The sequence below is a fragment of the uncultured Roseobacter sp. genome, from assembly GCF_947493125.1.
Classification (GTDB): Bacteria; Pseudomonadota; Alphaproteobacteria; order Rhodobacterales; family Rhodobacteraceae; genus Roseobacter.
In genome coordinates this window covers 351,714-365,649 of record NZ_CANLQB010000003.1, presented here as the reverse complement: position 1 = coordinate 365,649, position 13,936 = coordinate 351,714, and the positions used below count along the sequence as shown (strand labels likewise).

The following is a 13,936-nucleotide window of genomic DNA, read 5'->3' as shown; positions in this document are numbered from 1 at the left end:
ATTCGACATATGCGTGCACAAGACGGGCGGGGTCTTGCGGCATCGCGGAGGAAAAGATGGGGTCGTTCGTCAACCGTCTGATCGGGATCGCCGCCACCTGGGTGATGCTGAGTGCGGCACCCGCGCCTGCTCAGGACAAGCTGATCGTGGTCGCCGATGAATGGCCCCCCTTCTCCGGTGCAGCCCTGCCCGGCAAGGGCATCTCCATCGACGTGACCCAAGCGGTGCTGACCCGCGCTGGCTTCGAGGTGGAGACCGCGATCCTGCCCTGGTCGCGTGTGGTGAGCGGGGCCCGCTCCGGCGACTATGACGTGGTCACCAGCCTGTTCCTCGATGCGGAGATGCAGCAGGCGCTGGACTACTCGGAGCCGTTCTTCGAGACCCAGGTCAAATTCGTGCGCAAGACAGGCTCCTCGGTGCGCTATGACGGTCTGCAATCGCTCACACCCTATGTGATCGCGGTGGGGACCGGCTTTCTCTATGAACCCGCCTTCGACACCGCGGAGTTTCTCAACAAGTTCGAGGTCACCACCACGCTTCAGGGGGTGCAGATGGTCGCCGCCGGTAGGGTCGACCTGACGCTCGACAGCACCCATGTGGTGACCCACTCGGTCCTGATGGAAGACCCCGGGCTGCTGGATCAGATCGAATTCCTCGAGCCGTCGCTGGCCGATCAGAAGATCCACATGGCGGTGTCCAAGCGGCGGCCCGATCATGACCGCATCGTCGCCGCCTTCAATACGGCCCTCGCCGAGATGCGCGCCGACGGCTCGCTCGCCGCGCTGCTTCAGAAACACGCCGTGGACTGAGCGGCGTGCCCTCGCGTTGGAACAACCCGCTGGCGCTCAAGCTGCTGGTTCTGGTCCTCGCGATCAATGCGGTGCTGTCTCTGCTGGCGACCTCGGTGCAGCTTTACCTGACCTTCGTGCGACAGGACGAGGCGCTGCATGAGGTGACGGCGCAGATCGAGCAGGGCTTCGGGCAGAGCCTCAGCTCCGCGCTGTGGTCCTTCGACAGCCAACAGGTCGGGCAGATCATGGACGGCATCTTCTCGGGCGCCGATATCGGCGCGCTCAGCCTGACAACCGATGCCGGGACCAGCTGGACCCGGGGCCCGAAGGAGGACGGCGAGCAGCTGCAAATGGATACCATCGCGCTGCTGCACAGCGATCCGCTGCGCGGCGTCAGCCCCGTCGGCACACTGGAGGTCGGCCTCAGCCGGGCGCGGATCTGGTCGGACCTCTATGCCCAGGTGCTGGTGCTCTTTCTGTCGAACCTGGCCAAGACGGGCATCGCCTCCATCGCGATTCTGGCCATCTTCGGCCGCTTGGTCAGCCGCCACCTGCGACAGATCGCCAGATACGTCTCCGGGTCCGACTGGCTGACCCAGAGCCACGCCCTGGTGCTGGACCGTCGGACCGGCGGCAGAGCGGACGATCTGGACGCAATCGCGACGGCGATCAACACCACCCGCGACCACTTCGAAGATGTCGAGCGCGATCTCACCGCCACCTCCGAACAGCTGCGCCTGGTGCTCGACACCACGATGAACGGGATCATCGGCCTGGACGAGACGGGCAGGGTCGATGTGATCAACCCCGCCGCGCGGCACATGCTGGGCGGCACATCGCAGGAAACACCCTTTGCCTGGCCGGAGGCGATCAAGTTCCTCGACATCATCGACATGCATCCGCTGGAATCGTCGGCGGATCCGGTCAACCGCGTGATGGTGGGGCAGGCTCTGGCGGGCGAGACCCACCTGATGACGCGGCAGGGCGGCAGCGAAAACCGCTATGTCCGGGTGTCCACCTCCGTCGTCAAGGACCCCTCCAGCAGCCTGCGCTGTGTGATCGTCCTGGATGACGTGTCGCTGCTGGAGAAAAACCGCCAGCAGATCGAGCGCAAGGGCCGGCTGGATGCTCTGGGCCAGCTGACCGGAGGCATCGCCCATGATTTCAACAACCTGCTGGCGACGATCCTCTATGCGATGCAGCTGACCCGGACGGACAACCTCTCCGAACGGTCCGACAGGATGTTGGAAGCCGCGCTGGGGGCGGTGGAGCGCGGGCGCGAGCTCACGGGACGGCTGCTCGCCTTTGCCAAACCGCAGCCCGGCCTGTCGAAATCACGGCAGGTGTCGGACGTGTTCAGCGATGTCGAAGCGCTCGTTCGCCCGGCGATCGAGGCCAGTGTGGAGATCACCTTCCTGCCGCCCGAACCCGACATCCTGATCTACTGCGATCACGGCCAGCTCGACAATGCGCTGCTCAACCTCGTGCTGAACAGCCGCGACGCGATCCTGCGGACCGGCAAGGACGGCAAGATCACCGTCAAGGCGCGCGCGGTCGATGAGGTCGATGCCGATCTGGCGCTGCGGCGCGAGGATCTGAATGCCTATATCGCGCAGGGCATGAAACGCGAGCATGCCAAGGACGTCGCACGCCATGACGCGCGCGCCCATCGCTATGTGGAGATCTCCGTGACCGACGATGGGCCGGGCATGTCCGAAGAGGTCAAGCGCCGGGCCATTGATCCCTTCTTTACCACCAAGGACACGAACTCGGGCAGCGGCCTGGGCCTCTCCATGGTCTATGGCTTCATCCAGCACGCGGACGGCGAGCTGCGGATCTACTCCGAGATCGGCTTTGGCAGCACGATTCGCATGATCCTGCCCCGCGGCACCACCGAGGACGTGCGCGAAGAGCCGATTGCCCGGCTGCCGATTCGCCAGGGTCAGGGGCAGACCATCCTCGTGGTCGAAGACGAGGAGCCGCTGCTGGAGGTGATGCAGGACCTGCTCCAGGAGCTGGGCTTCGGGTTCCTGCCGGCCCGCTTCGGCAACGAAGCGCTGGCGGTTCTCGAAAGCGGCACGGAGGTCGACCTGCTGCTCACCGACATCGTGATGCCCGGCGGCATCGGCGGGTTCGAACTCGCCCGGCAGGCGCGGCAGCTGCGCCCCGAACTCCCCGTTGTCTATATGTCAGGATATACCGGGTTTACTTCCTCCGAGATGGGCGAGGTGGTGGCCCCGCTGCTGCAGAAACCCTGCCCTCCCGTGGAACTGGCCGACGTTCTGGCCAAAGCGCTGGCTGATGCAGCCGCCGGAAAGGAACATTGAAACAGTGCCCATGTCCGCCGCACCGCAGGCTCCTGCCTTGTTTTTTCATCCCGATATTGGCAAAGGGGGTGCCACGGCGGCGACGGACCGGTCAACAAGGTGGAGCATCCCTTGGTCAAGATACTGTTGATGGACGATGACGAGGCCTTCGCCTCTGTGCTGAGCGAGCTGCTTGCCGCGAACGGCCATTCGGTGCGGTGCTGTTCGACGGCCTCCGACGCCATTGAGCTGATCTCAAAAACACGCTTCGACCTGCTGATCACCGATATCATCGTGCGGCACGACAACAAGACCGTGCCCGACGGCGGTATCTCCCTGATTTCCCGGCTGCGCGGGGCGTTGAGCTGGAATCTCGAGCCCTGGATGAAGGAAATGCCGATCATCGCGATCTCGGGTGCGATTCACAATCAGGGCTTGTCCGACCTGCTGCGCATCACCAAGGATCTTGGCGCCGATATGGCGCTCGGCAAACCCACCGACACCGGCGAGTTGCTCGACGCGATCCACCTTCTGACCCGCAAGCCGAAGAACAGCCCGCAGGGCTAGGCCCGCGCGCGGCCGGTTGGGGTGCAGGGCAGCGGGAGGCCCGCGCCCGCGGCCTCAGCTCCGGCGCTTCTCCGTGACCCGCGTCCGGCAGCACCCGGCCCTGCCCGGCGCCCAGGGCTCCAACTCATAATCGAACCCCGCCGCCTCCCACAGCGCGGCGTCAAAGGCGGTGGCGCAGCGCAGCAACGTACAGACCTCCGCATCGCTGCATCCCATCTCGCGCCAGCCGTCCTTGAGCGGACAGGTCATGAACTGCACCTCGACACAGTCGGCAGTGATTTCCCGCAGCTCAGGCGCATAGGTCGCGCTGTCGGGTCCCAGGAAATAGGACGCAAGCAGCCCCTTGAAGTCCCGCGGGGCGAACTGCGCCAGCCCCGCGCCAACCTCCAGCCCATGGGCGCGGCTGGCACTCTGCAGCACGCGGACCGCTTCCGCTTCGCCGTGGCTCTGCGACAGCTCGCGAAAGATGCCCAGATAGATCCGCGCGCGGTCGCGCACGGCGCTCTCGTGCAGCGACAGGCAGGGCGCGCCGGTCATGCCGCCGCCACCGCTTCGATTTCCAGAAGCCAGGCCTCATCGAAAATCCCGGCGATGATCACGGTCAGCGCCGGTTCATGGGAGCCCAAAACCTCGCGGCGAATGCGGCTGTTCTCGGCCCTGTCCGCACGGTCGGCCAGGTAGGTCGTATGCCGCACCAGATGCTCCAGCCCCAGGCCCGCCGCGGCCAGCTGCGCCTGCACATTCGCCCAGGCCTGCCGGGCCTGCTCCGCGAAGGTCTCGGGCACGCTGCCATCGGCACGCACCGGGATCTGTCCGCTCACGTAGACGGTGCGCGCCGCCCCCGTCACGGCCACACATTGCGCATAGCCGGTCTTCCGATCATGCGCCTGTGGCGATGAGATATAGTCCAACGTCATAAATCCTCCGGCACTGTTTCCTGGCCCAAATCACGCCCGCACCCTAGGGTGCACCGGGGCCGTCTCCCAACCCAGAAGATCTCCTGCGCAGACCGAGAAATACTGAGTCTGCAAGCCCCGCCGTTTGTGCGATCCTGCCGCCAGGAGACCTGCCGATGACCTACAGACTGCCCTCGCTCAACAGCCTGCGCGCCTTCGAGGCTGCGGGGCGCCATCTCAGCTTCAAGACCGCCGCCGATGAGCTGGGCCTCACACCCGGCGCGGTCAGCCAGCAGGTCAAGAAGCTCGAAGCCTCGCTTGGGGTGCCGCTGTTCCGGAGGCTGCCGCAGGGCCTGCTGATGACCGCCGAGGGAGAGGCCTACCTGCCCGATGTCACGCACGTGTTCGAGGATCTGACCCGGGCGACGGAAGCCATCGCGCCGGGCATCAACAGCAAGAAGTTTCGCGTGGGCCTCGCGCCTGCGGTGCGACGCCTGCTGCCCGACGCCTGGCCGCAGCACTGCGAGACGCTGAAACACCACGTGCGCGACCTGGTCGAGACCAGCGACGTGGAGCGGGTGCGCCGCAATGAGATCGACTGCCTGATCCGGCCCGGCGGCGGCCCCTACGGTGCGCTGGCTCTGGTGATCCTGCCCGGCTGCGGTGCCGGAGAGGACCTGCATTTCATCTGCAGACCCGGCCTCGCCGACTGCGCCCAATCCAAAGCCATCCTGCAGGATCTCACCCGGCAGGTGGCCACCGTCTACTGAGCGGCGCACGCGCGACTGGCCAGCGCCGGCATTTGCCACACATTCTGGGGCCAGGAGGGTCGGATGATGCCAGGACGGAGCACCCCGCGCGCACCCCTATGCCGATGAACGACGCCGAGACACGGGAGTTTGCCGCGGAATCGGCTGCACGTCTGAAGCGCGCCGAAGAACAGGGGCTGCGGCTGGCCATCGCCTGCCGGACCGTGGTGACCGGGGCCGCCTTCGCCTGGTATGTGGGCGCGCCGCTGATCTTCAGCGGGTTCGAGCCACGGGTCGCCGCGGTCGTGGTCCTGCTGATCTTCACCGCCATCGGCATCGCGCATCTGGCGCTCATTGGCACCCGCTACGACCGCTGGTGGATGAAATACGCCGTCTACGCGATGGACAGTGCCGCCATTTGCGCCACTTTCGCGCTGGTCCCGATCAGCCGCGCGGACGACGTGCCGCAGATCATCGCCTTCCGGGCCTATGGCATCTACTACCTCTTTCCGATCATCGCCATTTCGTGCCTGAGCCTGTCCTGGCGGCTGGTGATCTGGACCGGCGCGGTCTGCGTGATCGCCTGGTGGGCGGCCTTTCTCTGGGTCGCGCTTGGCATGGACAGCGTGCTGTCCTGGGGGGACATCCCGGTGAACGCGACCCGCGCGGATTACGACGAGGTGTTCCTGTCGATGGACTTCATCGGCCGCGGCAACCGCATCGAGGAAACCGCGATGATCTTCTTCGCCGCGCTCAGCCTTGCCGTCGCCGTCTATCGCGCCCGCGCGGTCTTCTTCGCGCAGGTCGCCTCCGATGTGCAATGGCGCCGCGAGCGCTCCATACGCCGACGCATCAGCCGGCTCTTCGGCACCTATGTGCCAGCCGAGATCGCCCGGCGCCTGATCGCCGATGACAGCCCCATGGAGCCGCAGCAGACGGTCGGCACCGCGCTGGTGATGGACATCGCGGGCTTCACCCCCTTCTCGGCGCAGCACGCGCCCAAGACCGTGATCGCCCTGCTCGACCGGTTCTTTGCCGATGCCACCCGCGCGGTCTCGGAGGAGCGCGGCGTGGTCATCACCTATCTGGGCGACGGCTTCCTCGTCACCTTCAACGCGCCGCTGACGATCCCCGACCCGGCCGATGCCGCCCTGCGCACCGCGAGCAGGCTGCTGGAGGTGGCCCGCGCGCATGACTTCTCCATTCGGATCGGCATCGCCACCGGTGATCTCGCCTCCGGCACCGTCGGCTCGGATGACCGGCAGACCTTTACCGTCTACGGCAGCTCCGTGAACCTCGCCGCACGGCTCGAGGCGCTGAGCAAGCGTCTGGGCGAGCCGGTGCTGCTCGACGAGGCGACCCGGGCGGCCCTCGGCAACACCTGGGCGACCTCCCACGTGGGCGATCACCCGCTGAGCGGCTTTGCCGAGGCGCTCCCGGTCTTCAAACCGGACGCTCCCGTCGCCTGAAGGCAGCGCGCGGCCCGAAGGCGGTCATTTGCTCACCCAAGCCGCTCGGACCTCGCGACGGTGTTCAAACCGCGACACAGGCTCTAGGGTCGGTCAACATTCGCATCAGAAGGGTTTTCACGTGGCGGATTCCATCATCGAAGAGGACATGACCATCCAGGGCAATGTCGTCTCCAAAAAAGGCAGCATCGAGGTGAAGGGCAATGTGGTCGGCGACGTGACCGCGGATGCGCTGACCGTTCAGTCCACCGGCTCCATCGACGGGGCGCTCTCGGCCAAGACCATCGCCATCGAAGGCCGTCACAAGGGCAGCCTGAAATGCGATGACCTGACCTTCGCCGCCTCCTCGCATGTGCAGGCAGACGTCACGGCACAGACCATGACGACCGAGAGCGGCGCCAAGGTCGTCGGCAAGATCAACATCACCGGCGGGCCGTAAGCCACCGGCCTGTGGGCGTCAGTCCCAGAGCTCAGCCCGCCAGTCGGGGTTGGGCAGCGTCTCGACCACCTCGAAGGGGTAGCTCCGTGTAAAGCTGCGGCCATGGCGGTCCGTGGTGGACACCGTCATGCGGTGCACACCCAACGGCAGATCGGAGGGCAGATCGACCCGCCACAGATGCTGGCTCGCGTCGGTCAGCATCCAGCGGTGGTAGGGACCCACCGCGCCAGACCATTCGGAGCCCTGCCAGGTGGTGTAGCCCTCAGTGTCCGACCCGCCATCCACCGAGCGGGCCGCGACCGAGCTGATGGTCGACTGCTGCCAGATCGCCAGCGGGTCGGCATAGGCGAGCCCCCGGAGCTTGCCTTCACCCGCGCCGGGCTGGGTGCGCGTGCCATCCAGCGCCGGGCCCTCGTTGATTGAGACCGACACTGTCGCGCTTCTCGAGCCGTTCCAGACGTTCACCGCCACCCAGCTGCCCTCGGCCAGATCCTCCTGGGTGAGCATGTAGAGATCACCCAGATCGCGATTGATCACCGGCGGCACCTGATCGAAGGAGCGCGGATAGAGATCGCGATAGGCGAGCAGCCGGCCCGCCCAGTGGCGAAACCGCGGCGTGTTGAAACTGGCATGCAGCTGGGCGCCCTCCTGACCGAAGACATGATAGGTCTCCACATACTCGGCCCCGTCGAAGGACAGCTGGTAATACCCGCGCGGGCTGCCCAGCCGCTGGGTGCTGCGCGGCACGCCCTGGTCGTTGAGATCGCCCGCCCACCAGGACCCCGAGACCGCCCCCGTCACGATCTGGTGGAACGGTGCGCCCGCCAGATTGGTGTGCTGCTCCCAGCCGTCAAAACGCTCGCCGGGCTCGATGTTCTCGGTGGTGTGCGTATGCCCTGCAAGCGCCAGCACCTTCCGCCCTTCGAGCAGGGCCGCCAGAGCATCGAGATTGTCGGTCTGATGCTTGGCCGCATTGTGGTCCGTGAAGGTCTGAAACGGGATATGCGCCGTCATCACGATCAGGCGCTCCTGCGGCACAAGGGGCAAGAAGTTGCCCAGCCACTCCAGCTGCCGCTCGCTGACCACACCGTTGTAGGTGAGCGCCGTGTCGCTGGAGCAGAACGGGTGCGGATCGACGCCGTTGCAGGGATAGCGCACGTTGTCGAGCCCGATGAACATCACCTGACCGATCTCCGCCGCCCAATACTCCGGCCCCCACTCGCGGCGGAAGGTGTCGAAGCTGTCGGCATCGGAGGCGGCGTCGAAATCCACATCATGGTTGCCGCCCACAAAATACTGCGGCGTCCGGCCCACCGCCACGATCTCCTTGAAGCGGTCATAGAGCGACAGATCGTCGCCCATGACATCTCCGGCGAAAATCAGGCAGGCGGTCTCGCTCAGGTCCCGCTCCGCCAGCATGCGCCCGACAGTGTCGCGCACATATCCGATTTCGCGGTTGCTGTAGGGCTGCGTGTCACCGAAGACGAGGCAGTCGAACACATCGTCCTGCGCCTCTTCGATCAGCGGGAAATTCACCGCCGCGGGCAGCGGCCCCGTGGGCTCCAGCCCGCCAAAGCGCAGATCCGGTGAGCCCGCCTCCTTATGCACATAGGCGAACTGCGGCACCATCTGCGGGCTCACCGGCGTGACATAGCCCGCAGGCTGGGTGATGAAGAGGTTCATGTCGCCATAGGCGGGCAGGCGATAGGTGCCGTCCGCCCCCGTCACCACCACCTCGCGCCCGTTCGAGACGATCACACCCGCGACCTCGGCTTCGCCCGGGTCCAGCACCGAATTGCGATTGGCATCGAGAAAGACCGTGCCCTGCGCCTGCTCGGGCGCGGCGCCCGCGACAACCTCAACGCCCCCGATATAGGATGCATCCTTGGCCAGGCCCCCCCCGGTCAGGGCGAGGACAGTGGTCGCGGTCAGAAAGCGCAGCATCGGGATCTCCTTGGCCTGTGAAAGGTCCCCTGTCACCCAGGTTCGTGACGTAACGAGGCCCCTGCTGGGACAATGTGCCAAAGCTTTGATGACTTGCGTATGACAGTCGCCCGCCGCAGGTCCGGCTGGCAGATCCGCGCCGACGCCACCGCGCCCGGCGGCGCTTTCGATGACGGGTGACATCGGCAGATGGTCCGTCTGGTGCGGTCAGATCTACGACCGGTCGCCATCGGCCCCTGCGGCACCGGCCTGTCATGGCGGTGGCGGCGCGGGCCGTCGTGGCCGCCGTGAGGCTGCCCCACCCGCCCGGCTCACCGTGCGGAGCGGGGCCGGGCCTGCGGTTTGCCTGGAAGCAGGCGGCCCAGCCCGCGCAGCACAGACCGCAGCGCCAGCAAGCGCGCACGGGCCTTGCGCTGACGCAACTCCGCTTTCAGTTTTGCAAAGCCCGCGCGCTCCTTTTGATATTCCGTGGGCTCTGAGGATGCGTTAGGCAGAGGGCGGATCAGGGGCATCATGAGAGGTCTCCTTTCTGGGGTGCTCCTGAGATAACCCGCCGCCTGACATCCCATGAGTCCCCGAAACCGGAGGTGAACTTTCAGAAATGAAAACCGGTCCCGACTGGAACGATCTGGCCTATTTCTCCGCCATCGCCCGCACCGGCGGGCTGATGCGCGCGGCCGAAGAGCTGGGCGTCAGTGCGGCGACCCTCAGCCGCCGGATGAAAGCCTTCGAGGCCGCGCTGGGGCGGCGGCTCTTTCTGCATGGATCGGAAGGGTACAGCCTCACCGCCGATGGCCGGGCGCTGGCCCAGCAGACCCGCAGCATGGAGGATATCGCGCGCCAGATCGACATCTGGCAGGGCCAGGCCGCAGGGCCCGTCTGCGTGCGCATCTCCGCGGGCACCTGGACCGCCTTCGATCTGGCCGAGCGGCTGTCGGACTACTGGCGCCCGGACGCGCCCTGGGTGCCCGAGTTCATGTATTGCGATCTCGATCTCGACATCGCCCGGCGCGAGGTCGACATCGGCATCCGCAACCGCCGCCCCGAACAACCCTGGGTCGCCCGGCAACAGATCGGATGGGTGGACTATGCGGTCTATTCGGCAGATGAGGGCGTGCAGGGCTGGATCGGCCCGTCCTGGGACGCGGTGATCACGCCCTCCACGCGCTGGATCCAGAAGCACCACGGCGACGAGATCGTCACCAAGGTGAACAGCTCGCATCTGGCCTGCGCCCTCGCCCGTGCAGGAGTGGGCCGCGTGGTCCTCCCGGTTTTCGTGGGCGACCGGATGCCCGGGCTGGCACGGCTGTCCGACCCCATCGAGGCGCTGCGCAGCGAACAGTGGCTGGTCTCGCATCACGAAGGGCGTAACCAGCCTCCCATCCGCGCCGCCCTCGATGCCATCGGCGGATATCTCAAACGGCGCCCCTAGCTCGGGTCCCTCGGGACCGGCGCGGGGGCCCTACCATCCGGCAGATCCGGCCAGAGACTGCGCGCCGGGCGCGTCTGCCGCGGAACCACGGCGCAAAAAAAGGGGGCGACCGAAGCCGCCCCTCAAAAGGTTTTTCAACTGTGCTTAGCTGGTCTGATCGCCAGTCTGCTCTTCGATCTCGACGCTCGCGCGTGCCTGCTCCACAAGGTCTTCGATCTTGTCGCCCCCCTTGCCGGGAATCCGCGCATCCAGAATGTCCTGCGCGTTGCTCACGTCATCCCCGACCATCACGAGGGCGACCATGCCCATAGATTGGTGCGGCAGACAGATCACGGCGGTCAGCCCGGTTTCGGTCACCTCGTATTCGACGACCTGGTTGACCTTGCCGCGAAAACCTTCCTGACCCTCGGGCAGAGCCCTTTTGACCGATTGCGCGTTGTGCGACTTGTCGGTCGGCACAAAGCGGATCACATCGCCGACCTCGGCGCGGATCAGCTCTTCGCCAAAGACCATGCGGTCGCCGGCGTCGTTCTTGTTCAGCATCTCGATCTCGATTGTGTCGGCGAAGGCCGCCACGGACGACCCAAGAACCAACGCGGTGGACAGCAGAATATTACGCATGTTTTCCTCCTGTGTGTGCGTTTCGCTTCATCGGACATACGCACCGCAGACGGCATCGGTTCGGCCTCTTTCGCAAATCGCGACAGTCTTACACACCCTGCCGCGGCGTGAGCGCTAACGGTCGTCGCCTGCCTCTTCCCCGTCCAGCAGGTCTTCCTCGATCTGCGCCTGTGCGGCCGCCGTGACCGCCTTCTTGTCCTCCTCGGAGAGATCATCCACCTTGCCATCGGCCAATCGCACGGTGACTTCCTTGTGGGCGAACTTGATGCCCTCCCGCTCGAAGAGCGCGCGGATCTCCTCATAGACCTTCTTGCGCACCAGCCACTGATCGCCCGGCTTGGTCATGAACTTCACCCGGATGATCATCGCAGAATCCTGCATCTCGATCACACCCTGTGATTTCAGCGGCTGGATGAAGTTGTCGCCGATCACCGGATCATCCAAGAGCTCGATCCCCAGCTTCTTGATCAGCTTGCGCACCTGCTCCACGTCCGTGTCATAGGTCACCCGCAAGGGCAGCTTCATGATCACCCAGTCGCGCGAATAGTTGGTCATCACCTGGATCTCGCCAAAGGGAATCGTGTGCAGCGCACCGAGGTGGTGACGCAGCTGGAAGGACCGCACGGAGATCTTCTCCACCGTGCCCTTCACCCCGCCCACGTCGAGGTACTCCCCCTTGCGGAAGGCGTCATCGAACAGGAAGAACCCGCCCGAGAAGATGTCCCGCACCAGTGCCTGGCTGCCAAAGCCCACCGCCACGCCGACGACACCGGCCCCGGCAAAGAGCGGGCCCACGTTCACCCCCATCTCCATCAGCACGATGAGCGCGATGGTCACCACCAGGATCACCAGGATGAAATTCCGGAAGAGCGGCAGCAACGTCGCCAGACGGCTGGCGCTCGACCCGCCGCCCTCGTCGCCCAGCTCGCCCTCCTCGACCTCGCCCTGCTCCTCGCGGATCTTGTTGTCGATCCAGATCCGGAAGATGTGATAGACGATGTAGCCGAAGAAAATGATCACCATGATGTCGAGCAGACGGTTGGCGAAGGTCTCGGCCATCTCGGCGGATTCGTTGTCCCAGATGTAGAAGAACGCATAGACGCCCGCGACAAAGGCCAGAATGCCCGCCACCCGCCGGGCCAGCGCCTCGAAGGAGTTCAGCGCATGGCGCGGCTGCAGCTGGCGCACCTCCGCGTCGATCTCGGCCTCTTCCTCCGGCGTCAGATCCTCGTCAGCGCGCGCCTCGTTCAGCGCACGCAGGGCCCGGGCGCGCTGGAAACTGCGCTCGATCATGTAGTTGATCACGCCATAGACCACGATGATCGTCATCAGGATGCCATAAGCGCCGGCAATCAGCGGGATCGAGGAGGGGTTGCCCAGCACCAGGTCATAGGTCAGCTCGACCCAGGCGAAGAGCACATAGACGATGACCAGCGGCGCCCAGCCGTTTGCAAGCATCTTGATGATCCAGCTGGTCTGCTGCGGCGCGCGGCCATTGCGGATCGCGTTGGAAATGGCCGTGCGATTGACCAGCACCATGATGATGTTCAGCAGGACGACAAAGCCCGACATGATCGACGACAGGAAGGCATAGACGTCGTAATTCAGCCCCAGCTCACCGATCCAGACGCCAAAGAGGATGGCGCAGATGTCGACAATGGCCACCGTCACCAGCCAGAGATGCAGCCGCCTGGCATCGCGGGTTTCCATCCGCGGGATGCGGTACTGCGCCATATACGGCGACAGGATCATGCGCCACAGACCCGCGGCAAAGCGGCAAAAGAAGTAGCCTGCATTCACGATGCTGGCGGTGAATTGCACCGCCGGGTCCTTGATCGGCCCGAAGATCAGCGCCCCCAGCAGGTAGGCGACCGCCATGGAAATCAGGATGCCGACGACGCCCAGGAAGAAGCGGAACACCAGCCAGGGCATCTTTTCGGCATAGCCCTGCGGGTTTTCCTGCGTGCGCGCCACCACCCAATGCACCGCAATGCGCCGCCCATAGACGAAGCGTTCGACCAGCCAGCCCACGAAAAACAGCGCCAGCGAAAAGACCAGCACCTCGCCAAAGGTCGAGATCTGCCCCGTCGGGCTGGTTGCCCTCAGGATATAGAGCACCTCGTTGAAGGCATTCGGCAGATCCAGCACCCGCTCGATCAGCGCCGCGCGGAATTGCACCGCCGCGTCCTGCGCCTTCATCAGGTTCGACCCCTCGGTGCCGGCGGCGGCCCCGTCCTCCACCACCGCACTCGGCACCGTGCTGATCATCTGCCCGTCGCTGTCGATCACCACGACACCGACCCCGTTCTCGGCGGCCTGCCTCATGATTTCGGAAATCTGGTCGGAACTCTCGCTGCTCTCGGACGTTCCGGTGCCGAAGAGAGAGCCCACGCTCTGGGCCTGCAGGGGCGCGATAAGGAGCGCTGTTGTCAGAACCAGGCAGCACAGCAGCGCGGCAAATCGGGCAAGACGCATAAATACCGTCCGAAAAGGTCGTAATTCCAAAGGACGGTAGGGGAGGGTGCGCCGCATTGCAATCACACATCACCGCAAACCTGGGAGAGCAGTCGTGTTTTGCACCCGGCGCGCTTTTATGCCAAAGACTGGAACCGGGGCGGCTCTGGCGCCCCGCACCAAGACGCAAGGACTGGCCAATGCGGCTGATATCACTCCAAGGGGCCGTGGCCGGTTTTCCTGACCATCTCGACCACCAGACCTCCGT

General features: G+C 65.3%; 13 protein-coding genes. 7 read left to right on the top strand and 6 right to left on the bottom strand.

Annotation, left to right across the window (positions count from 1 at the left end):
- Nucleotides 1-56 precede the first annotated feature (56 nt).
- The 3 genes from Q1A71_RS08280 (at nt 57) to Q1A71_RS08270 (ending at nt 3,664) form a co-directional block, all read left to right on the top strand.
- The gene (locus Q1A71_RS08280; RefSeq protein ID WP_299673919.1) at nt 57-809 is read left to right on the top strand and encodes a transporter substrate-binding domain-containing protein; all 753 of its coding nucleotides are present in this window, start codon (nt 57-59) and stop codon (nt 807-809) included.
- Nucleotides 810-814: 5 nt separating this feature from the next.
- On the top strand, nt 815-3,118 hold the full coding sequence (locus Q1A71_RS08275; RefSeq protein ID WP_299673917.1) for an ATP-binding protein: 2,304 nt from the start codon (nt 815-817) through the stop codon (nt 3,116-3,118).
- A gap of 111 nt (nt 3,119-3,229) precedes the next feature.
- On the top strand, nt 3,230-3,664 hold the full coding sequence (locus tag Q1A71_RS08270; RefSeq protein WP_299673915.1) for a response regulator: 435 nt from the start codon (nt 3,230-3,232) through the stop codon (nt 3,662-3,664).
- A gap of 54 nt (nt 3,665-3,718) precedes the next feature.
- On the opposite strand, the gene Q1A71_RS08265 is transcribed toward Q1A71_RS08270, so the two are convergent.
- Both Q1A71_RS08265 and Q1A71_RS08260 read right to left on the bottom strand, forming a co-directional pair.
- Nucleotides 3,719-4,201, bottom strand: a complete 483-nt coding sequence (locus Q1A71_RS08265) for an L-2-amino-thiazoline-4-carboxylic acid hydrolase (protein ID WP_299673913.1) — start codon at nt 4,199-4,201, stop codon at nt 3,719-3,721.
- Nucleotides 4,198-4,581, bottom strand: coding sequence for a RidA family protein (locus tag Q1A71_RS08260; protein WP_299673911.1), 384 nt, complete (start codon nt 4,579-4,581; stop codon nt 4,198-4,200). Before Q1A71_RS08260 ends, Q1A71_RS08265 begins: the two co-directional genes overlap by 4 nt.
- A gap of 155 nt (nt 4,582-4,736) precedes the next feature.
- Between Q1A71_RS08260 and Q1A71_RS08255 the strand changes: the two genes are divergently transcribed.
- From Q1A71_RS08255 to Q1A71_RS08245, 3 genes are all read left to right on the top strand, one after another.
- The gene (locus Q1A71_RS08255; protein WP_299673909.1) at nt 4,737-5,330 is read left to right on the top strand and encodes a LysR family transcriptional regulator; all 594 of its coding nucleotides are present in this window, start codon (nt 4,737-4,739) and stop codon (nt 5,328-5,330) included.
- 98 nt (nt 5,331-5,428) lie between these two features.
- Nucleotides 5,429-6,778, top strand: a complete 1,350-nt coding sequence (locus tag Q1A71_RS08250; protein ID WP_299673907.1) for an adenylate/guanylate cyclase domain-containing protein — start codon at nt 5,429-5,431, stop codon at nt 6,776-6,778.
- 121 nt (nt 6,779-6,899) lie between these two features.
- Nucleotides 6,900-7,217, top strand: coding sequence for a polymer-forming cytoskeletal protein (locus tag Q1A71_RS08245; protein WP_299673905.1), 318 nt, complete (start codon nt 6,900-6,902; stop codon nt 7,215-7,217).
- A gap of 18 nt (nt 7,218-7,235) precedes the next feature.
- Here the strand turns inward: Q1A71_RS08245 and Q1A71_RS08240 are convergent, their stop codons facing one another.
- Together Q1A71_RS08240 and Q1A71_RS08235 are read right to left on the bottom strand one after the other, a co-directional pair.
- A complete protein-coding gene (locus Q1A71_RS08240; RefSeq protein ID WP_299673903.1) occupies nt 7,236-9,161 on the bottom strand; it encodes a calcineurin-like phosphoesterase family protein in 1,926 nt (641 codons plus the stop codon).
- Between the two features lie 311 nt (nt 9,162-9,472).
- On the bottom strand, nt 9,473-9,676 hold the full coding sequence (locus tag Q1A71_RS08235; protein WP_299673901.1) for a hypothetical protein: 204 nt from the start codon (nt 9,674-9,676) through the stop codon (nt 9,473-9,475).
- Nucleotides 9,677-9,762: 86 nt separating this feature from the next.
- Between Q1A71_RS08235 and Q1A71_RS08230 the strand changes: the two genes are divergently transcribed.
- A complete protein-coding gene (locus Q1A71_RS08230; RefSeq protein WP_299673898.1) occupies nt 9,763-10,593 on the top strand; it encodes a LysR family transcriptional regulator in 831 nt (276 codons plus the stop codon).
- A gap of 144 nt (nt 10,594-10,737) precedes the next feature.
- On the opposite strand, the gene Q1A71_RS08225 is transcribed toward Q1A71_RS08230, so the two are convergent.
- Together Q1A71_RS08225 and Q1A71_RS08220 are read right to left on the bottom strand one after the other, a co-directional pair.
- A complete protein-coding gene (locus Q1A71_RS08225) occupies nt 10,738-11,214 on the bottom strand; it encodes a plastocyanin/azurin family copper-binding protein (RefSeq protein ID WP_299673896.1) in 477 nt (158 codons plus the stop codon).
- Between the two features lie 114 nt (nt 11,215-11,328).
- Complete coding sequence (locus tag Q1A71_RS08220; protein ID WP_299673894.1) at nt 11,329-13,689, bottom strand: mechanosensitive ion channel family protein; 2,361 nt, start codon at nt 13,687-13,689, stop codon at nt 11,329-11,331.
- Between the last annotated feature and the right edge of the window lie 247 nt (nt 13,690-13,936).

Excerpts from the sequence above, each read along its gene's own strand:
- Q1A71_RS08280 (WP_299673919.1), top strand. The coding sequence starts at position 57 with ATGGGGTCGTTCGTCAACCGTCTGATCGGGATCGCCGCCACCTGGGTG.
- Q1A71_RS08265 (WP_299673913.1), bottom strand. The coding sequence starts at position 4,201 with ATGACCGGCGCGCCCTGCCTGTCGCTGCACGAGAGCGCCGTGCGCGAC.
- Q1A71_RS08260 (WP_299673911.1), bottom strand. The coding sequence starts at position 4,581 with ATGACGTTGGACTATATCTCATCGCCACAGGCGCATGATCGGAAGACC.
- Q1A71_RS08255 (WP_299673909.1), top strand. The coding sequence starts at position 4,737 with ATGACCTACAGACTGCCCTCGCTCAACAGCCTGCGCGCCTTCGAGGCT.
- Q1A71_RS08250 (WP_299673907.1), top strand. The coding sequence starts at position 5,429 with ATGCCGATGAACGACGCCGAGACACGGGAGTTTGCCGCGGAATCGGCT.
- Q1A71_RS08240 (WP_299673903.1), bottom strand. The coding sequence starts at position 9,161 with ATGCTGCGCTTTCTGACCGCGACCACTGTCCTCGCCCTGACCGGGGGG.
- Q1A71_RS08235 (WP_299673901.1), bottom strand. The coding sequence starts at position 9,676 with ATGATGCCCCTGATCCGCCCTCTGCCTAACGCATCCTCAGAGCCCACG.
- Q1A71_RS08230 (WP_299673898.1), top strand. The coding sequence starts at position 9,763 with ATGAAAACCGGTCCCGACTGGAACGATCTGGCCTATTTCTCCGCCATC.
- Q1A71_RS08225 (WP_299673896.1), bottom strand. The coding sequence starts at position 11,214 with ATGCGTAATATTCTGCTGTCCACCGCGTTGGTTCTTGGGTCGTCCGTG.
- Q1A71_RS08220 (WP_299673894.1), bottom strand. The coding sequence starts at position 13,689 with ATGCGTCTTGCCCGATTTGCCGCGCTGCTGTGCTGCCTGGTTCTGACA.